The sequence below is a fragment of the Salipiger sp. H15 genome (assembly GCF_040409955.1).
Classification (GTDB): Bacteria; Pseudomonadota; Alphaproteobacteria; order Rhodobacterales; family Rhodobacteraceae; genus Salipiger.
Map to the genome: position 1 here is coordinate 703,280 of NZ_CP123384.1, position 18,934 is coordinate 722,213.

Annotated in this window: 15 protein-coding genes, 1 tRNA gene and 1 riboswitch; of the genes, 9 read left to right on the plus strand and 7 right to left on the minus strand. The window is 69.5% G+C overall.

Translation table 11 applies throughout. The features are described from left to right. The first annotated feature begins 11 nt into the window (after positions 1-11). Both fabB and PVT71_RS03435 read left to right on the plus strand, forming a co-directional pair. Positions 12-1,241, plus strand: coding sequence for a beta-ketoacyl-ACP synthase I (fabB, locus tag PVT71_RS03430; protein ID WP_353473094.1), 1,230 nt, complete (start codon positions 12-14; stop codon positions 1,239-1,241). A 16-nt stretch (positions 1,242-1,257) separates the two neighbouring features. After that, positions 1,258-2,049, plus strand: coding sequence for an enoyl-ACP reductase (locus PVT71_RS03435; protein ID WP_353473095.1), 792 nt, complete (start codon positions 1,258-1,260; stop codon positions 2,047-2,049). Between the two features lie 78 nt (positions 2,050-2,127). Here the strand turns inward: PVT71_RS03435 and PVT71_RS03440 are convergent, their stop codons facing one another. After that, complete coding sequence (locus PVT71_RS03440) at positions 2,128-3,642, minus strand: acetyl-CoA hydrolase/transferase family protein (RefSeq protein ID WP_353473096.1); 1,515 nt, start codon at positions 3,640-3,642, stop codon at positions 2,128-2,130. A 335-nt stretch (positions 3,643-3,977) separates the two neighbouring features. Here PVT71_RS03440 and PVT71_RS03445 point away from each other — a divergent pair, with 335 nt between their 5' ends. Further along, positions 3,978-4,619, plus strand: coding sequence for an isochorismatase family protein (locus PVT71_RS03445; protein ID WP_353473097.1), 642 nt, complete (start codon positions 3,978-3,980; stop codon positions 4,617-4,619). Between the two features lie 6 nt (positions 4,620-4,625). On the opposite strand, the gene PVT71_RS03450 is transcribed toward PVT71_RS03445, so the two are convergent. Together PVT71_RS03450 and PVT71_RS03455 are read right to left on the minus strand one after the other, a co-directional pair. Continuing rightward, entirely contained in the window at positions 4,626-5,861 is a 1,236-nt protein-coding gene (locus tag PVT71_RS03450; protein WP_353473098.1) for a biotin/lipoyl-binding protein, read from the minus strand. Positions 5,862-5,863: 2 nt separating this feature from the next. Continuing rightward, a complete protein-coding gene (locus tag PVT71_RS03455; protein ID WP_353473099.1) occupies positions 5,864-6,199 on the minus strand; it encodes a hypothetical protein in 336 nt (111 codons plus the stop codon). A 425-nt stretch (positions 6,200-6,624) separates the two neighbouring features. Here PVT71_RS03455 and PVT71_RS03460 point away from each other — a divergent pair, with 425 nt between their 5' ends. After that, positions 6,625-7,023, plus strand: a complete 399-nt coding sequence (locus PVT71_RS03460; protein ID WP_353473100.1) for a hypothetical protein — start codon at positions 6,625-6,627, stop codon at positions 7,021-7,023. A gap of 120 nt (positions 7,024-7,143) precedes the next feature. On the opposite strand, the gene PVT71_RS03465 is transcribed toward PVT71_RS03460, so the two are convergent. The 3 genes from PVT71_RS03465 to PVT71_RS03475 all read right to left on the minus strand — a co-directional run bounded on the left by PVT71_RS03465 (position 7,144) and on the right by PVT71_RS03475 (position 8,462). Further along, positions 7,144-7,227 (minus strand) — tRNA-Leu (locus tag PVT71_RS03465). A gap of 47 nt (positions 7,228-7,274) precedes the next feature. Continuing rightward, positions 7,275-7,901: an META domain-containing protein gene (locus PVT71_RS03470; protein WP_353473101.1), complete on the minus strand. Its 627-nt coding sequence runs from the start codon at positions 7,899-7,901 to the stop codon at positions 7,275-7,277. 81 nt (positions 7,902-7,982) lie between these two features. Further along, positions 7,983-8,462 carry an Lrp/AsnC ligand binding domain-containing protein gene (locus PVT71_RS03475; RefSeq protein WP_353473102.1) on the minus strand — a complete coding sequence of 160 codons (480 nt, stop codon included), beginning with the start codon at positions 8,460-8,462 and terminating at the stop codon, positions 7,983-7,985. Positions 8,463-8,567: 105 nt separating this feature from the next. Between PVT71_RS03475 and putA the strand changes: the two genes are divergently transcribed. Both putA and PVT71_RS03485 read left to right on the plus strand, forming a co-directional pair. Then, entirely contained in the window at positions 8,568-11,996 is a 3,429-nt protein-coding gene (gene putA / locus PVT71_RS03480) for a bifunctional proline dehydrogenase/L-glutamate gamma-semialdehyde dehydrogenase PutA (RefSeq protein ID WP_353473103.1), read from the plus strand. A gap of 201 nt (positions 11,997-12,197) precedes the next feature. Beyond that, positions 12,198-14,075, plus strand: coding sequence for a methyl-accepting chemotaxis protein (locus PVT71_RS03485; RefSeq protein WP_353473104.1), 1,878 nt, complete (start codon positions 12,198-12,200; stop codon positions 14,073-14,075). 156 nt (positions 14,076-14,231) lie between these two features. Here the strand turns inward: PVT71_RS03485 and aroC are convergent, their stop codons facing one another. Then, positions 14,232-15,332, minus strand: a complete 1,101-nt coding sequence (gene aroC, locus PVT71_RS03490; protein WP_353473105.1) for a chorismate synthase — start codon at positions 15,330-15,332, stop codon at positions 14,232-14,234. A gap of 193 nt (positions 15,333-15,525) precedes the next feature. Then, a riboswitch (TPP riboswitch) is annotated at positions 15,526-15,635 on the plus strand. A gap of 51 nt (positions 15,636-15,686) precedes the next feature. Between aroC and PVT71_RS03495 the strand changes: the two genes are divergently transcribed. The 3 genes from PVT71_RS03495 to PVT71_RS03505 are packed head-to-tail and all read left to right on the plus strand — an operon-like array spanning position 15,687 to position 18,857. After that, positions 15,687-16,667, plus strand: coding sequence for a thiamine ABC transporter substrate binding subunit (locus PVT71_RS03495; protein ID WP_353473106.1), 981 nt, complete (start codon positions 15,687-15,689; stop codon positions 16,665-16,667). Then, positions 16,643-18,172, plus strand: a complete 1,530-nt coding sequence (locus PVT71_RS03500; RefSeq protein ID WP_353473107.1) for a thiamine/thiamine pyrophosphate ABC transporter permease ThiP — start codon at positions 16,643-16,645, stop codon at positions 18,170-18,172. The genes PVT71_RS03495 and PVT71_RS03500 overlap by 25 nt, the downstream gene beginning before the upstream one ends. After that, complete coding sequence (locus PVT71_RS03505) at positions 18,159-18,857, plus strand: ATP-binding cassette domain-containing protein (protein ID WP_353473108.1); 699 nt, start codon at positions 18,159-18,161, stop codon at positions 18,855-18,857. Before PVT71_RS03500 ends, PVT71_RS03505 begins: the two co-directional genes overlap by 14 nt. Positions 18,858-18,934: the final 77 nt, after the last annotated feature.

Below are 18,934 nucleotides of genomic sequence, written 5' to 3' on the forward strand. Positions count from 1 at the left end.
GGAGGTTTCCCATGCGTCGAGTCGTCGTCACCGGACTGGGCATCGTTTCGTCCATCGGCACCAATGCCGAAGAAGTCCTCGCCTCGCTGAAGGCGGGACGCTCCGGCATCACCGCCAACGAGCAGATGAAGGAACACGGGTTCCGCAGCCAGGTCGCGGGGGCCATCGACCTCGACGTGACCCAGCATGTCGACAAGCGCACCCTGCGCTTCATGGGCCCGGGCGCCGCCTATGCCCATATCGCCATGAGCCAGGCGATCGCCGACGCGGGGCTCGAGGAGAGCGACGTCGTCAACCCGCGCACCGGCCTCGTCGCCGGCTCGGGCGGCCCGTCGACCTCGGCCCTGCTCGCGGCGCACCAGACCGTGCTGAGCTCGGGCGCGACCAAGCGCGTCGGCCCCTTCGCGGTGCCCAAGGCGATGTGCTCGACGATCTCGGCGAACCTGTCGACCGCGTTCAAGATCAAGGGCATCAACTACTCGATCACCTCGGCCTGCTCGACCTCGCTGCACTGCATCGGGAACGCCGCAGAGCAGATCATGATGGGCAAGCAGGACGTGATGTTCGCCGGCGGCGGCGAGGAACTCGACTGGACGCTCTCCTGCCTCTTCGACGCCATGGGCGCGATGAGCTCGAAGTACAACGACACGCCGACCAAGGCCTCGCGTGCCTTCGACGCGGGCCGCGACGGCTTCGTGATCTCGGCGGGCGGCGGCATCGTCGTCCTCGAAGAACTCGAGCACGCCAAGGCGCGCGGCGCGAAGATCTACGCGGAAGTGACCGGCTATGCCGCCACCTCCGACGGCCATGACATGGTCGCCCCCTCGGGTGAAGGCGGCGAGCGGGCCATGCGCCTCGCGCTCTCGACCCTGCCCGAGCACCGCAAGGTCGGCTACATCAACGCCCACGGCACCTCGACCCCGGTCGGCGACGTCGGCGAGATCGAGGCGGTACGCCGCGTCTTCGGCGCCGGCAGCACGCCGCTGGTCTCCTCGACCAAGTCGATGACCGGCCACAGCCAGGGCGCCACCGGCGCGCAGGAAGCGATCTACTGTCTGCTGATGTTGCAGAACGACTTCATCGCACCCTCGATCAACGTCGAGACACTGGACCCGGCGCTGAAACCCGAAGAGATTGCCACCAGCCTCATCGAGAACGCGGGGCTCGACACGGTAATGACCAACTCCTTCGGCTTCGGCGGCACCAACGGTTCGATGCTGCTGAGCAAATATCAAGAATAACAGGCGAGAGACGGACATGGGCGAGCTTCTCAAGGGCAAGCGCGGGCTGATCATGGGGGTGGCGAACGACCGCTCCATCGCATGGGGCATCGCCAAGGCACTGCACGAGGCGGGGGCGGAGCTTGCCTTCACCTACCAGGGCGAGGCCTTCGGCAAGCGGCTCCAGCCGCTGGCGCAGAGCATCGGCGCGGATTTCATGGTCGATGTGGACGTCACCGACGACGCCTCGCTCGACGCCGCCTTCGAGCAGCTCGGCGCGCGCTGGCCGACCATCGACTTCGTGGTCCACGCCATCGCTTTCTCGGACAAGTCCGAGCTGACCGGCCGGTTCCTCAACACCAGCCGCGCCAACTTCAAGAACTCGATGGACATCTCGTGCTACTCGTTCATCGAGGTGGCGCGCCGCGCCTACCCGCTGATGTCCGAGAACGGCGGCACGTTGCTGACGCTGACCTACGACGGCTCGGTCAAGGTGGTGCCGAACTACAACGTGATGGGCGTGGCCAAGGCGGCGCTGGAATCCGCGACCCGCTACCTCGCCAACGACCTCGGCCCGGACGGCATCCGCGTCAACGCGATCTCGCCCGGCCCGATGAAGACCCTTGCGGGCGCGGCGATCGGCGGCGCGCGCAAGACCTACAAGTTCACCGAGCAGAATACCCCGCTGCGCAGCAACGCGACGCTCGAGGCCGTGGGCGGCACCGCCGTCTACCTCGTCTCGGACGCGGGTGCCTGCACCACGGGCGAGATCCTGCACGTGGACGGCGGCTTCCACATCCTCGGCATGCCGCAGGCCGAATTCATCTGAGGGCCCTGCCCCTCCGGAAACGCGAAAGCCCGGCCAATGGCCGGGCTTTCTGCTGTTTGGGGCAGGACGGCACCCGCCCTACTTCATCGAGCCGGTCTCGACGTAGCGCTGGTGCCAGCTCAGCGACTCGTCCAGCAGCGTCGGGGCGTGCTTGCCGAAGGAGCCCTGCAGCGCCCGCGCGTAGTAGTCGCGCAGCATCGGCTTGAAGTCCGGGTGCGCGCAGTTCTCGATGATCACGCCGGCGCGCTGGCGCGGCGCGAGACCGCGCAGGTCGGCCAGGCCGTGCTCGGTGACGATCACCTGCACGTCCTGCGAGATGTGGTCGACATGCGCCACCTGCGGCACGATGGCCGAGATCTTGCCGCCCTTGGCGGTCGAGGGCGTCATGAAGATCGACAGGTACGCGTTGCGCGCGAAGTCGCCCGAGCCGCCGATACCGTTCTGGATGCGCGAGCCCATCACGTGGGTCGAGTTCACGTTGCCGTAGATGTCCGCCTCGATCAGCCCGTTCATCGCAATGCAGCCAAGGCGGCGCACCAGCTCGGGGTGGTTCGAGATCTCCTGCGGGCGCAGGATCAGCTTGTCGCGGTAGCGCAGCGCGTCGCGGTTGAACCGCTCGGCCGCCGCCGGGCTGAGCGAGAAGGCCGTGGCCGAGGCCATGCGCAGCTTGCCCGCGTCCAGAAGGTCCAGCATCCCGTCCTGCACCACCTCGGTGAAGGCGGTCATGTCATGGTAGGGCGAGTCCATCAGGCCCGAGAGCACCGCGTTGGTGACGTTGCCGACGCCCGACTGCAGCGGCAGCAGGTTGGCCGGAAGGCGGCCCCGCGCGACCTCGTGGCCGAGAAACTCCAGCAGGTGCCCGGCGATGGCCTGCGCCACGGCATCGGGCTCGGCGAAGGGCAGGTTGCGGTCCGGCGCCTCGGTCTCGACCACGGCGACGACCTTGGAGGGATCGATGCGGAAATGCGTCTGGCCGATGCGGTCATCGGGGCGCACCAGCGGGATCGGCACGCGGTTCGGCGGCAGCGCCGTGCCGTAGTAGATGTCGTGCATCCCGTCGAGCGCGTGGCTCTGCCAGTGGTTGACCTCGAGGATCACCTTCTCGGCCTGGTCGAGCCATGTCTTGTTGTTGCCGATCGAGGTCGAGGGGATGAGGTCGCCCTCCGGCGTGATGCCCGAGACCTCGACCACCGCCATGTCGAGCTTGCCGAGGAAGCCCTCCCAGACCACCGGCGCGACCTGGCTGAGATGCATGTCGACGTAGTTCATCTGGCCCGAGTTGATCTGCTCGCGCGCGATGGGATCGGAGTTGTACGGCAGGCGGAACTCGATGCCGTTCGCCTTGGCCAGCGCGCCGTCGAGCTCGGGCCCGGTCGAGGCGCCGGTGAACACCTTCACCCGGAACGGATCACCCGCCGCATGCGCCGCCTCGATCTGCGCCGCCAGCGCGACGGGCACCGACTTCGGGTAGCCCGAGCCGGTGAAGCCGCTCATGCCGATGGTCATGCCGTCGTGGATCAGCGTGGCGGCATCCTCGGCGCTCATGGCTTTCGAGCGAAGGTCGGGAAAGGCGATACGGGCGTGGGTGTTCAAGGGAGTCCTCCATTGGCTCGCGCGGCGCGCTGCTCTGGCGGAGAAATATCCCGCACCGCCGGGCCGCGGCGTACTTGGGGTCATCTACGCGGGACTCGGCCGCCGCGGCCAGACGGAGATCCGCCCCGCAGGGCGGGTATGCATCCTATGCATAACTAAGGCCTTCAGTTACGCACCTGCAGCATAGCTCGCACTCATATCGATTCCAGTCGCTTGTGCAATGGGCAGCCTGCCGCGCGCGGCAAATCTTCCGTCTGGCACGCTGCACTGCGGCTTGACAGCCCGCCCCGTCCACCCGCCAGATTGTCCGGACTTATGCTGTAAAGGGGCCAGGAATGGACATGCTCACCCGCTACGCCGCGCTAGGATTCGGCGCGGGAACGATCGGATTCGGCCGCCGCTGCGGCATCGTCGTCGTCGATTTCCAGCGCAGCCTGACCGACCCGTCCTTCCCGATGGGCGGCGGCGCCCGCATCGACGCGGCGGTCGAGGCGACGACCCGGCTACTCGCCCCGGCCCGCGCGGCCGGGCTGCCGGTCGCCAGCTGCGTCACCGGCTACAGCTCGGCCCGCGACGCGCTGCGCTGGAAGATTACCGACGTCGAAAACTGGATCCTCGGCACGCCCGGCTGCGAGCTCGACCCGCGCATCTCCGACCCCGGCTACGACACGCATGTCATCAAGCGCGCGCCCTCGATCTTCTTCCAGACCGGCGTCTCGAGTTTCTTCACGCAGGAGGGCGTCGACACGGTGATCGTCACCGGCTGCGCCACCTCTGGCTGCATCCGCGCCTCGGTGATCGACGCCTTCTCGCACGGGTTCCGGGTGATCCTGCCCGAGGAATGCTGCGGCGACCACGACGCGCAGACCCACGCCGCCAACCTCGGCGACATGGGGCGGCGCTATGCCGACGTGCTGCCGCTGGCCGAGGTGCTGGCCCATCTCGAGGCCCTGCCGCAGGCCACCGTCCCGGCCTGATCCCAGCTAGTGCCCGCCGGAGAAGACCAGCGTCTGCACCGGCATGAAGAGCATGCGCAGCCGCAGCCCGGCCGCGTGCACAACGCCGATCGTGTCGACCACGTGCAGGAAGACGCGCTTCAGCGTGCCCATCTCCTCGTGCTCGAGCCGGAGGTGGTTGTCGGTGTAGAGCATCACGATGCAGCTGCTGCCGGGCGGCACGTTCGTCGGCTGCCCGGTGTAGAGCGGCTCGAGGTAGACGAGGATGCTGCCCGGCCGCACGTCGTCCTGCGGGTCGACCAGCCGGTCCGAGGGACGCAGCTGCCCCGAGGGGATCACGTCCTGCACCTCGGTCACCAGCATGGGGATGATGTCGAGCGGCTTGCTCATGCAGCCCATCTCGCCGACCATCCCGGGGTGGATCACCTGCGCGGCGATCTGGTTGAACCCCGCCTGAAAGCGCTCGGACCCGGCGCCGGTGGGCACGAAGATGCCCGCGGGCCGCGCCAGCGGGCTGATGAAATCCCCGACCTGCAGCGCCAGCTGCTCGATCCGCCCGTTCACCCCGGCGGAAATCAGCGTCTTGTCGAATTCCGCCCGCGCCAGCGCAAGCTGCGCCCGCGCGCTCTCGAGCTTGGCGGGAAGCACGTCGTCGATCTGCTGCTGCGCCGCTTCCTTCTCGAGCTCCGCCGCCCGCAGCTGCGCCTTGCGCTGGTCGACGATGTTCTCGAAGCGCTGGATTTCCGCCAGCCGCACCGCGCTCGAGCCCTGGTCGCGCAGCGTCTCGTTGCGCGAGAGCTCGTCCTGTGCCTGTGCAAGCGCGGCGCGGGCCTGCGCGATGCCGGCGTCGGCGCGGGCAAGGTCGGTCTGCGCAAGCTTGACCGAAGCCTCGGTCTCCGTCACCAGCGCCAGCGCCGCGTCCACCTGCGCCTCCTGCGAGAGCCCGTCGAGCCGCACCAGCGGATCGCCCGCCGCGACCTCCTGGTTGTTCTTCACGTAGATCTCCGACACCCGCCCGCTGACCTGCGGCAGGATCGTCACCGTGCGGAAGTAGGACGACACCGAGATGCTGGCCGGGTGGTAGTAGAAGAGCACGGTGATCAGCGAGACGGTGAGGAAGATCCAGACCGTCAGCCCCCAGCGCAGCTCGTACCATACCGAGAAGAGCGTCAGCTCGTGCCCGAACCGCTTGCCCTGCCCATAGCGGCGGTAGAGGTAGTCCGGCAGCAGCGAGACCAGCGAGCAGAGGATGGCTTCGAGCATGCTCAGCCCTCCCCGTCACGGTGCTGGAAGGCAACCTCGGGCGCTCCGGCATCCGAGACCTCGGGGATCTCCTCCTCGACCGGCCGACCGGTGAGCTTCGCCAGCGAGCGCGCGATGGATTGCAGCGGCGAGATCACGTCAGGGAACTGGAAGCCCGCGACCAGCACCGCCGCGACCCAGAAGATGTTGTTGTGGGTAAAGAGCGCGATCAGGGCGAGAATGCCGACGATCTGCAGCTGCGGGTGGCTCGACTTGTGCGCCATGCGTTCGGGAATGGAATGCAGCGTCAGGTAGAGGACGCCAATGCCGATGATCAGCACGATTCCGAAAACCGTCATCGCCGTGAACAATACATCACTGCCATCCGCGCCGGCCACGTATCCCGGAATGTGGTCCGGAGCCGATGGGTGGAGCCCTTGTGCCGCCACCGCCAACTCCATGAATTTCAATCAATTGGTCCAAGATAGGCAGATTCGCTTCCGCAGGGTTAGCTTTTTCGTTCCCGGCACCGGCCCGGGCTGTCCCGCCACGGTCGGCGGCCCCCTGCCGAAACCGGCGCGGCACTGGGCGAGGCGCCGTCGCGGGCTACCTCCCCTTCGTGGCACGGCGTGCCTGCCGGTCTCCCGCAGGGACGCCGGGTGATCTGCCCGCCGCGCGTCCCGGACGTCCCGAGTTCCCGGTCCCGCAACGCGCCGACCGGACAGGTTCCAGCGACGACCACCACCCGACTTGACGAACATGTCCCGAGAAAGGGGAGGACCAGATGACACGTTTCCTTGCAATCCTCGCGGTCAGCGGCCTTGCCGCCGGTGCGGCCTTTGCCGAGGCCACGCACGAACAGGCCATGGCGATCAACCGCTACGCGCCGGATGTCGACGTCTCGATGCTGAGCGACGCGCAGGTGGAGGCCGCCTTCGCCGCCGCCAACGGCTCGGATTCCGATGCCGAGAAGCGCTCCCAGATCGAGTTCATCGCGGGCGGCGGCGGCACCGCGCCGACGACGTTCTCGGAGGAGCAGATCGCGCTCATCGAGCAATACGTGACGCCCGACGAGGTCTCGATGATGACCGGCCAGCAGATGGGCGATGCGCTGGCGATCATCAACGGCGAGGACGGCGATGCCGAGAAATCCGCGCGGATCCGGGCGATGATCGGCAACTGACCGCGACGTGTGACCCGCCCCCGTGCCTTCCCGACCCGGGAGGGCACGACCCTCTCTGGCACGTTCGCCACGCGCGCTTTGAACGGGCTTCCGGCGCAGCCGCGCTGCGCTCTCTAGCCGTGGTACCCGCGGCCGGACTCGAACCGGCACGCCATGCGGCTAGGGATTTTAAGTCCCCTGTGTCTACCATTCCACCACGCGGGCCCCTGCCCTGTCTGCCGCATCTTCAGGCGGTTGACCAGAGGCCAGCTTCACTGCGTGGCGCTGATACGCGTCACGTCACCCGCGCGCAGTTCGAGCGCGCCGTCGGGGGAGAAGCCCAGCCCCGTCACCGCGCCGAGCGCCGCCAGCAGCGCCTTGTCCTGCGCGCCGTCCCCGGGGGCGCAGGTCTCGCTCGCGGCGGGCTCGGCCGCGATGTGCAGGAGCCCCTCCTCGAACTCCCAGCTGCCCTCGAGCGTGCCGCAGGCGATCCGCCCCGCGACCGAGCCATCCTCGCCGAAGCTCAGCTCAGGGGCGCTGCCTTCCAGCGCGTGCCCGTCGACGCTCGCGAGGGTCCAGCGCACCTCGGTCACCTGCGTGACGCGGTCCACCCGGCAATTGCTGAAATCCTGCCCGGCGATCCGCACCATCGCCTCGTCGCCGCGGGTCCAGACGTGGGTCTCGGGGTCGTCGACGGAGTCGAACTTCACCCCCGAGGCGGTGCGGGCCCGCGCCATGGGCATCTCGGCGCCGCTGAAATGCAGCGTGCCGCTGTCGCCCTGCAGGGTCAGCGCCAGCTCGGCATCCTCGCAGCCGAGGTCGACATAGACCGGCAACTCCTCAGCCCCGGCCGGGCCGGACGCCACCACGAGCGCCCCGAGAATCCATCGCAACACCATGACAACACTCCTTTCTGCCCGAATGTGCCGGGGCAGCGGCAGCGCGGGCGGGCGGGAGCGGCCCGCGTCAGTCGACCCGCGTCAGTCGGTGATCTCCGCCAGCCCGTCCTCCTTGACCGCCTGCATGGCGACATAGGTCGATGTGGTCGAGACATGCGGCAGCGTCGAAAGCTTTTCGGCCAGAACCCGCCGGTAGCTGCGCATGTCCGCGGTCCTCACCTTCAGAAGATAGTCGAAACTCCCGGCAATCAAATGCACTTGCTCGATCTCGGGGATCGCCGTAACGGCCTTGTTGAACGCATCGAGCGAGCTTTCGCGGGTGTCCGACATGCGCACCTCGACAAAGGCGACATGGTCGAGCCCCAGCTGGATCGGGTCGAGAATGGCGCGGTAGCCACGGATGACGCCGAGATCCTCGAGCCGCCGGAGCCTTGCCTGTGTGGGGCTCTTCGACAGGCCGATGCGCTTGGCGAGCTCGGTGATCGACAGCCGCCCCTCCTCGGCCAGGGTGGTGAGAATCGCACGGTCGAACCTGTCGAAGTCGTCCGTGACGTTTTGCATCGTGACTTCCATCATTTTCGGAGAACCTGCCTTTCAAAAATATCATCTTCGGGAAAAGCGACTTTCAGCGATGGGATATCATAGGGCAAACGTCCGGAGATCACCATGCCTTACGACACCCTGTCCGACCTGCGCGCCGAGATGGATGCCGCAACCTACGCCGACGAGGCCGGGACCATCGCCCGCCTGCGGGCCCTCGCCGACCTGAGCGACGCCGAGCGCGCCGGGATCAATGCCAAGGGTGCCGAGCTCGTCCGCGCCATCCGCGCCAGCGCCAAGCCGGGGCTGATGGAGGTCTTCCTCGCCGAGTACGGCCTCTCGACCGACGAGGGCATCGCGCTGATGTGCCTCGCCGAGGCGCTGCTGCGCGTACCGGACGCCGAGACCATCGACGCTCTGATCGAAGACAAGATCGCCCCCTCCGACTGGGGCAAGCACATGGGCCGCTCGACCTCGCCGCTGGTCAACGCCTCGACCTGGGCGCTGCTGCTGACCGGCAAGGTGCTCGACCCGAACCAGCGCCCCGGCCCGGTCGGCCACCTCCGCACGGCCATCCGCCGCCTCGGCGAGCCGGTGATCCGCAAGGCCGTCGGCCGCGCGATGAAGGAGATGGGCGCGCAGTTCGTGCTGGGCGAGACCATCGAGGGCGCGATGAAGCGCGGTGCACAGCAGGAGGCCAAGGGCTACACCTACAGCTACGACATGCTGGGCGAGGCGGCCCGCACCGAGCCCGACGCTCTGCGCTACTTCAAGGCCTATGCCGACGCGATCCGCGCCATCGGCAAGGCGGCAAAGACCGAAGACCTGCGCGACAACCCCGGCATCTCGGTCAAGCTCTCGGCGCTCTATGCCCGCTACGAGGAAGGCCAGCACGCCGACGTCATGCAGGTGCTGGTGCCGCGCCTCGTCGAGCTCTGCGAGATGGCCGCCAAGGCGAAGATCGGCCTCAACATCGACGCCGAGGAGGCCGACCGCCTCGCCATCTCGCTCGACGTGATCGAGGCGGCGCTCGCCGCGCCCACGCTCGCCGGCTGGGACGGGTTCGGCGTGGTGGTGCAGGCCTATGGCAAGCGCGCCAGCCAGACGCTCGACTGGCTCTATGCCACCGCGCAGCGGCTCGACCGCAAGATGATGGTGCGCCTCGTGAAGGGCGCCTACTGGGACAGCGAGATCAAGCGCGCGCAGGTCATGGGCCTGAGCGACTTCCCCGTCTTCACCGCCAAGCACAACACCGACATTTCCTACATCGCCAATGCCCGCAAGCTGCTGGGCATGACCGACCGCATCTACCCGCAGTTCGCCGGCCACAACGCGCACACCGTCGCCGCGATCCTCGAGATGGCCGGGACCGACCGCGACAGCTTCGAGTTCCAGCGCCTGCACGGCATGGGCGAGCGCCTGCACGAGATCGTGCACGAGCAGGAAAAGACCCGCTGCCGCATCTACGCGCCGGTCGGCGCGCACCGTGACCTCTTGGCCTACCTCGTCCGCCGCCTGCTGGAGAACGGCGCCAACAGCTCCTTCGTGAACCAGATCGTCGACGAGAGCGTGCCGCCCGAGGCCGTGGCCGCCGACCCGTTCCTCGCCGAGGACAGCCGCGCCCTCGCCCGTGGACCCGAGCTCTTCGCCCCCGAGCGCGCCAACTCCGAAGGCTTCGACCTGACCGACCGCCCGACGCTCGAGCGCATCGAGGAGGCCCGCGCGCCCTTCGAGAGCCATGTCTGGCAGGCCGGCCCGTTGCTCGCCTGCGAGGCGCCCGTCGGCGCGACCGAACAGGTGCTGAACCCCGCCACGCTCGAGCTGACCGGCAAGATCACCTGGGCCAGCGCCGAGACGGTGGCTGCAGCCGCTGCTGCCGCGCGGCCGTGGAGCGCCACGCCGCAAGAGCGCGCCGCGATCCTGAACAAGGCCGCCGATCTCTACGAGGCGAACTTCGGCGAGGTCTTCGCCCTGCTCTCGCGCGAGGCCGGCAAGACCCAGCTCGACGCCGTGGCCGAGCTGCGCGAGGCGGTGGATTTCCTGCGCTACTACGCCGCCCGCACGGATGGCGCCGCGCCGCAGGGCGTCTTCGCCTGCATCAGCCCGTGGAACTTCCCGCTGGCGATCTTCACCGGCCAGCTCTCCGCCGCGCTGGCGGCCGGCAATGCCGTGCTGGCCAAGCCCGCCGAGCAGACCCCGCTCATCGCCTACCGCGCGGTTGAGCTGCTGCTCGAGGCCGGCGTGCCCGCCACCGCGCTGCAGCTGCTGCCGGGTGCCGGTGACGTCGGCGCCGCGCTCACGTCGAACCCGGCGGTCAAGGGTGTCGCCTTCACCGGCTCGACCGAGACCGCGCAGATCATCCACCGCGCGATCGCCGCAAACCTCGAGCCCGGCACGCCCTTCATCGCCGAGACCGGCGGCCTCAACGCGATGATCGTCGACAGCACCGCCCTGCCCGAGCAGGCCGTGCGCGCCATCGTCGAGTCGGCCTTCCAGTCCGCCGGCCAGCGCTGCTCAGCGCTGCGCTGCCTCTACGTGCAGGAGGACATCGCCCCGCATTTCACCGAGATGCTGATGGGCGCGATGGACGTGCTGAAGCCCGGCAACCCGTGGCTGCTCTCGACCGACCTCGGCCCGGTGATCGATGCCGAGGCCAAGGCGGGCATCCTCGCCCATGTCGAGACCGCCCGCGCCGAGGGCCGCCTGCTGAAACAGATCGACGTCCCCGCCGAGGGCCATTTCGTCGCCCCGGCGCTGATCCGGCTCGGCAGCATCACCGAGCTCGAGCGCGAGATCTTCGGCCCGGTCCTGCACGTGGTCACCTTCCGCTCGGACGAGCTCGACGCGGTGATCGACGCGATCAACAGCCGCGGCTACGGCCTCACCTTCGGCCTGCAGACGCGGATCGACGACCGGGTGCAGCACGTGACCGAGCGCGTCCACGCCGGCAACATCTACGTCAACCGCAACCAGATCGGCGCCATCGTCGGCAGCCAGCCCTTCGGCGGCGAGGGGCTCTCGGGCACCGGGCCCAAGGCGGGCGGTCCGCTCTACGTCGACCGCTTCCGCGCCCATCCCGCCCCGCAGGCGGGCTCGGCCTGGGGCACCGACGAGGTTCCGGCCCGCATCGAGCAGGCGCTGAAGACCGCCGGCTGCGCTCCGCAGCCCGAGCGCAAGGACCTGCCCGGCCCGACCGGCGAGGCCAACCAGTACATGACGCTGGCGCGCGAGCCGGTGCTCTGCATGGGCCCGGGACAGGAGGCCGCGCAGGCACAGGCCGAGGCGATCCGCGCGCTTGGCGGCGTGGCGGTCACCGCCCATGGCAAGGTCGCGCCCGACACGCTGACCACGCTCGAGGGCATCTCGGCGGCGCTCTGGTGGGGCGACGCGACGCAGGGCTCAGCCTACCGCCAGGCGCTCGCGCGCCGCGACGGGCCGATCCTGACGCTAATCACCGGCGCCCCCGACAAGGGCCACGCCCGCGCCGAGCGCCACGTCTGCATCGACACCACCGCCTCGGGCGGCAACGCGGCGCTGCTCGGCGGCAACATGTAACAGGTCCCCTCCGGGACCCGCGCACAAGGCACGCCCCCGCGAGCGATCGCGGGGGCGTGTCCCGTTCCGGCCGGTGCCCCGGCGCGGGATTTCGACCGAAATCCGTCCGATCCCGGCGGACACGAAGGGTTTGTTTACTCCCCCCTGCTAGCGAAGGCATGTCCGGCGCACCCCGCGCCATGTCTCGAGCAGGAATGGGTCATGAGCAGGTTCTCCATCCGCATTCAATTGCTGATCCTCGGATCGGTCTTCATGCTGCTGACGCTGGCCCTGGCGCTCGCCTCCGGGTTCATCCAGATGCGCATGTCCGACAGTCTCGATTTCGGCAACGACCTGCGCCGCCAGAGCACGGTGCTGATGACGGTCCAGGGGCGGATCGACCACTCGGGCATGGCGATCCTGCATTTCGAACACGGCGGCACCGAGCCGCTGAACGAGTTGCGCGAGGATCTGCTCGCCCTGCAGACGCTGGTCGACGAGAATGCCGACGCCTTCCTCTCCCCCACCTCGCCCGACGACAAGCGGCCCGAGCTGCTCACCCGCCTCCAGTCCGTCGCCGCGATGGCCAAGGGTCTGGTGCCGCAGATCGACACGCTGACGATCCCGGGCTTCACCCTCTTCGAGCGCGACAACCACATCAGCACGGTCCTGCTGCCCACCGTCGATCGCGCCCGGCGTGAGGTGATCGCGATGCGCGACGAACTGCAGCAGGAAGCGGCGCGCGCCGACCAGCGCGCGACCGAGGCGGTGGAGACCGGCTTCATCATGCTGGTCACGGCGAACGCGGTGGCGGTTGCCCTCTCCCTCGCCTGCGTTCTCGGCTTCGGCAAGCTGCTCGCCCGCCCCTTCCAGACCGCCGCCGGTGCAGTGCAGCGAATCGCGCAGGGCGACTTTGCCACCGAGATCGAGGAGCAGGAGCGCGGCGACGAGGCGGGATCGATCGCCCGCAACCTCGAGGAACTGCGCAACCGCCTGCTTCAGGCGGAGCAGAGCACGGCGCTGGAGCGTGCGGCCAACGAGCGCCGGGTCGAGCTCTTCCAGTCGCTCGGAACCGCGATGGGCAGCCTGTCGCGCGGCGAGACCGGGCAGAGACTGGCCGCCGCGGAGTGGGCCAGCGTCGACGAGAGCGCGGTGCGCCTGTGCGAGGACTTCAATGCGCTCGCCGAGGGAATCGGCACGCTCGTCCAGTCTCTGCGCGCCTCCGCTGACACCGTCCAGCGCAACTCCAAGGAGCTTTCCTCGATGTCCCGCGACATGTCGCGCCGCTCCGAGGTCCAGGCCGCCACGCTCGAGGAATCCGCCGCCGCGCTGGAACAGCTTTCCTCCAGCGTCCGCGCCGCCGCCGAGCGGGCCGAGGATGCCGACCGCCGCGTCGGTGAGGGGCGCCGCCGTGCCGAAGAGGGCGGCGCGGTGATGGAAAAGGCGCTGGCCGCCATGGGCTCGATCGCCGCCTCCTCCGACCAGATCACCCAGATCATCGGGGTCATCGACGACATCGCCTTCCAGACCAACCTGCTCGCGCTGAACGCCGGGGTCGAGGCCGCGCGCGCCGGGGAATCCGGCAAGGGCTTCTCCGTCGTCGCCTCCGAGGTCCGCTCGCTGGCGCAGCGCGCCTCGGAATCCGCGCGCGAGATCAAGGCGCTGGTCTCCAACAGCTCGCAGCAGGTCAAGGATGGCGGGCAACTCGTCGAGGAGACGGGCACCGCCCTGTCGGACATCGTGCGCAACGTGAGCGAGGTCTCGGACCTCGTCGCCGAGATCGCCACCGCCGCGAAGGAACAGGCGGCCGGCCTGCAGGAGATCAACGTCGGCGTCGCCGAGCTCGACAAGGTCACCCAGCAGAACGCCGCCATGGTGGGCGAGACCAGCACCGCGAGCGATCAGCTCAACAGCGAGGCGGACCGGCTCCTCTCGCAGCTCAACCGCTTCACCGGCGCCCTTGATAGTGATGCCTCCGAGGTGACCCCGCTCGCCGCGCCGATCGAGGATTTCGCCCCCGCGCCCCCCTCCGTACCGCCGACCCCGGCCGCCCCGCTGCGCGCCGCCGCCGGAGACGACATCAGCTGGGAAGAATTCTGACGCCCCGGTCCGGCGCGCCAGAACGGGCCGCCGCCGAAAGCGCCACCACAGATGCTCCGCACAGCGGCATCATGAGGCGGCATCCCTGCGAGACGCCCGCGCCCGATCGCCCGCCTCAGGTCACCGAAGCCGGACGGCAGGCGCCCGGGCCCGGCCTCAGCCGATATGCCCGCGGTTCGCGCCGATCTGGCCGCGGTGCAGCAGCAGGTGATCGAGGATCACGCAGGCCATCATCGCCTCGCCCACCGGAACCGCCCGGATGCCGACGCAGGGATCGTGGCGGCCCTTGGTGACGATCTCGGTCTCCTCGCCGGTGACGGTCAGCGTCCGCCGCGGTGTCAGGATCGACGAGGTCGGCTTCACCGCGAAACGCACCACCACGTCCTGCCCGGTGGAAATCCCGCCAAGGATGCCGCCCGCGTGGTTCGAGCTGTAGACCGGCCCATCCGGCCCCATGGTGATCTCGTCGGCGTTCTGGGTGCCGGTCAGCATCGCCGCCGCCATGCCCTCGCCGATCTCGACCGCCTTCACCGCGTTGATCGACATCATCGCCGCGGCAAGGTCGGTGTCGAGCTTGCCGTAGATCGGTGCGCCCAGCCCCGCCGGCACGCCGCGCGCCGTCACCTCGATCACCGCGCCGACGCTGTCGCCGGACTTGCGCAGCCCGTCGAGGTAGTCCGCCCAGCCCTCGGCCGTCTCGGCATCCGGGCACCAGAACGGGTTGCGCGCGATCTCGTCCCAGTCGAAGCGCGACCGGTCGATCGCCTGCGGCCCCATCTGCACCATGTAGCCGGTGATCGAGATCCCCGGCGCCAGCTCGGCCAGCGCCGCCCGCGCCAGCCCGCCCGCGGCGACCCGCGCCGCCGTCTCGCGCGCCGAGGAGCGCCCGCCCCCGCGGTAGTCGCGGATGCCGTATTTCTGGAAATAGGTGATGTCGGCGTGGCCCGGGCGGAACTTCGCCGCGATCTCGGAATAGTCCTTCGAGCGCTGGTCGGTGTTCTCGATCATCAGCTGCACCGGCGTGCCGGTGGTCTGCCCCTCGAAGACGCCCGACAGGATCCGCACCGCGTCGGGCTCGCGCCGCTGCGTGGTGTACTTGTTCTGCCCCGGTTTGCGCAGGTCGAGCCAGTGCTGCAGCGTGGCCTCGTCGATCGGCACGCCCGGCGGGCAGCCGTCCACGGTCGCGCCAAGCGCCGGCCCGTGGCTCTCTCCCCAGGTGGTCACGCGGAAGAGATGGCCGAAGGTGTTGAGGCTCATGGTCGGGTCTCCTGTGTCGTGCCGTCCGGGTGCATGCTTGCCCGGGCCCGCGCCGCGGGCCCGCCTTTCAGGCCAGTCTGTTAGGCCAGCGCGGCCAATGCCTCAAGGGAATTGTCTCGGCCCGGGCCGGCCACGCGCGCATTTCGCCCCGCGGCAATTCACCTTGCCAGAGCCCCGCCGCCCGGCTAGGTCTTGCGCCACCTCGGGGTGCCGGACGCGCAAGCGCCGGCTGAGATGCAAATCCGCGAACCCGTTGAACCTGACCCGGTTAACACCGGCGGAGGGAAGGTCACGGCCCAAGGCGCAGATGCCCCCGGCCCGTCTTGCCCTCTCGCCGCAAATTTGGAGGATGCCATGAAGGCCATCAGTTTTGCAGCGGGATGTCTCTTTGCCAGCACGGCGCTGGCGCAGGAGCCCGTCCTCACCGTCTACGCGGGCGATTACGTCGTCTCGGAATGGGGCCCCGGCCCGAAGATCGAGGAGATGTTCGAGGCGCGCTGCGGCTGCGACCTGCAGTTCAAGCCCGGCGACCTGCTGCCCCGCCTGCTGCTCGAGGGCGCGCAGACCGAGGCCGACGTGGTCTTCGGTCTCAACACCGACGTGACCAAGAAGGCGCGCGAGAGCGGGCTCTTCGCCCCGCACGGCGTCGACCTCTCGCCGCTGACCCTGCCGATCGCGTGGACCGACGACACCTTCCTGCCCTACAACTACGCCGAGACCGCCTTCATCTACGACACGACCCGCCTGGCCGAGCCGCCGCAGAGCTTCGCCGAGCTGCTCGACGCGCCGGATGACCTGAAGATCGTCATCCAGGACCCGCGCAGCTCGATCTCGGGCCTTGCGATGGCGCTCTGGGCCCAGGCGGTCTTCGGCGACAGGACCGAGGACGCCTGGCGCAAGCTGGCGCCGAAGATCCTCACCGTCACCAAGGGTTGGTCGGAAAGCTACGGGCTCTTCACCGACGGCGAGGCGGACATGGTGCTGAGCTACACCACCTCGCCCGCCTACCACATCATCGCCGAGGAGGATCACACCAAGAAGGCGCTGATCTTCCCCGAGGGGAACTACTTCATGGTCGAGCTGGCCGCCAAGGTCGCCACCACCGACCAGCCCGAGCTCGCGCAGCAGTTCATGGACTTCCTGCTGACGCCGGAGTTCCAGCAGATGATCGCCACCGGCAACTGGTCCTTCCCGGCGGCGCTGCCGCATGACCAGTGGCCCGAGGGCTTCAGGGAGCTGCAACAGCCGACCAAGGTGCTCTTCTACTCCGAGGACGAGGCCGCGGCGCTGCGCGACGAGGCCATCGAGGCATGGCGCCGCGGCCTCTCGCAGTAGGCGCCGCCCTCGTCGCGGCCGGGCTGGTGCTTGCACTGGTGCTCGGCCCGGTCGCGGCGGTGCTGGCCCGTGCCGGAGGCTGGGGCGCGCTCGGCCCCGGCGACTGGCAGGCGCTGCGCTTCACGCTCCTGCAGGCGCTGCTTTCGGCGCTCTTCTCGGTCGTGCTCGCGATCCCCGTCGCCCGCGCGCTGTCGCGGCGGCGCTTCCCGGGGCGCGGGCTGCTGATCTCGCTTCTCGGCGCGCCCTTCATCCTGCCCACCATCGTCGCCGTGCTGGGGCTGATCGCGGTCTTTGGTCAGAACGGCATGGTCAACGGCGCGCTCAAGGCGCTCGGCCTGCCCGGCTTCAGCATCTACGGGCTGCACGGCGTGGTGCTGGCGCATGTCTTCTTCAACCTGCCGCTGGCGACGCGGCTGCTGCTGCAGGGCTGGCTGGCGATCCCCGCCGAGCGCTTCCGCCTTGCCGCCTCGCTGGGGCTCTCGCCCTTCGCCATGTTGCGCACTCTGGAGTTGCCCATGCTGCTGCGCATTGCGCCGGGGGCCTTCGCGGTGATCTTCGTCATTTGCCTCTCGAGCTTTGCCGTGGCGCTGACGCTCGGCGGGGGCCCGCGCGCGACGACGGTCGAGCTGGCGATCTACCAGGCGGTGCGCTTCGATTTCGACCTCGGCCGCGCGGCGCTGCTCTCGGTGATCCAGCTCGGACTCGCGCTCTGCGCCGGGCTGGTGGCGCTGCGGCTCGGCACCGGCGGCGGGTTCCGCGCGGGGCTGGGGCGGGTGATGACCCGCTGGGACGCGCGGGCAGGCCTCGCCCGCGTCCTCGACGGTGGATGGATCATCCTCGCCGCGCTCTTCCTGCTCACCCCGCTCGGCATGGTGATCGCGCGCGGCCTGCCCGGACTCGCGCAGCTCGGCGCGGGCAGTTGGGAGGCGGCGTGGAACTCGCTGACCGTGGCGCTGGCCTCGACGTTGCTGTGCCTCTGCTGGGCGCTGCCGCTCTCGACCCGCTGGGGCGAATGGGTGGGCCTGGCGGGCATCGCGGTCTCGCCGCTGGTGCTCGGCACAGGGCTCTTCCTGATCGTGCGCCCCTTCGCCAACCCGCTGTCGCTGGCACTCCCTGTCACCACTTTGGTCAACGCGCTCGCCGCCCTGCCCTTTGCCCTGCGCATCCTGCGCCCCGAGGCCGAGGCGGTGCGCGCGGACTACGCGCGGCTCGCGCAGGCGCTGGGACTGACGCCGATGGCCTGGGTGCGGCTGGTGCTGCTGCCCCGGCTGCGCCGGCCGCTCGGCTTTGCCGCCGGGCTGACCGCGGCGCTGTCGATCGGCGACCTTGGCGTCATCGCGCTCTTCGCCGACCCCGAGCGGGCGACCCTGCCGCTCCAGGTCTACCGGCTGATGGGCTCCTACCAGATGGAGGCCGCGGCCGGCGCCGCGCTGCTTCTGCTGATCTTCAGCTTCGGGGCCTTCTGGCTCTGCGACCGGGGAGGCCGCGCCAATGCTGACACTTGAGGCCCTGCGTTACTCCGAGGGCGACTACAGCCTCGCCGCCAACCTGTCGCTGGCGCCGGGACGGCGCGTGGCGGTCATCGGCCCCTCGGGCGCGGGCAAGTCCACGCTGCTCGACCTCGTCGCCGGATTCCTGTCGCCCAAGTCGGGCCGCGTGCTCTGGCAGGGGCAGGACCTGACCAACACGCCGCCCGACCGGCGGCCGGTGGCGATGCTCTTTCAGGAGAACAACCTCTTTCCGCATCTCGACCTCGCGCGGAACCTCGGCCTCGCGCTGCGCCCCGGCGGCGGGCGGCTGACGCCGGAAGAGCGCGGCAGGGTCGAGCAGGCGCTGGAGCGGGTCGGGCTCGGCGGGCTGGCGGGGCGCAAGCCCGGCGCGCTCTCGGGCGGGCAGCAGAGCCGCGCGGCGCTGGCCCGGGTGCTGCTGCAGGCGCGGCCGATCCTTGCGCTGGACGAGCCCTTCGCCGCGCTCGGCCCGGCGCTGAAGGTGCAGATGCTCGACCTCGTGCAGGAGGTGGCCGGCGAGCTGGGCGCGCTGGTGCTGCTGGTCAGCCACGATCCGCAGGACGCCCGGCGCTTCGCGCAGGAGACGGTGCTGGTCGCCGAGGGCGTGGCGCATCCGCCGGTCGAGACGCAGGCGCTCTTCGACGCGCCCCCCGAGGCGCTGCGGGCCTATCTCGGGCAATAGCGCCCCTCACGCACCGCCCCCCCAAAGGAAAGAGGCCCCGCCAATCGGCGGGGCCTCTTCTTTTCGCGTCAGCCGAA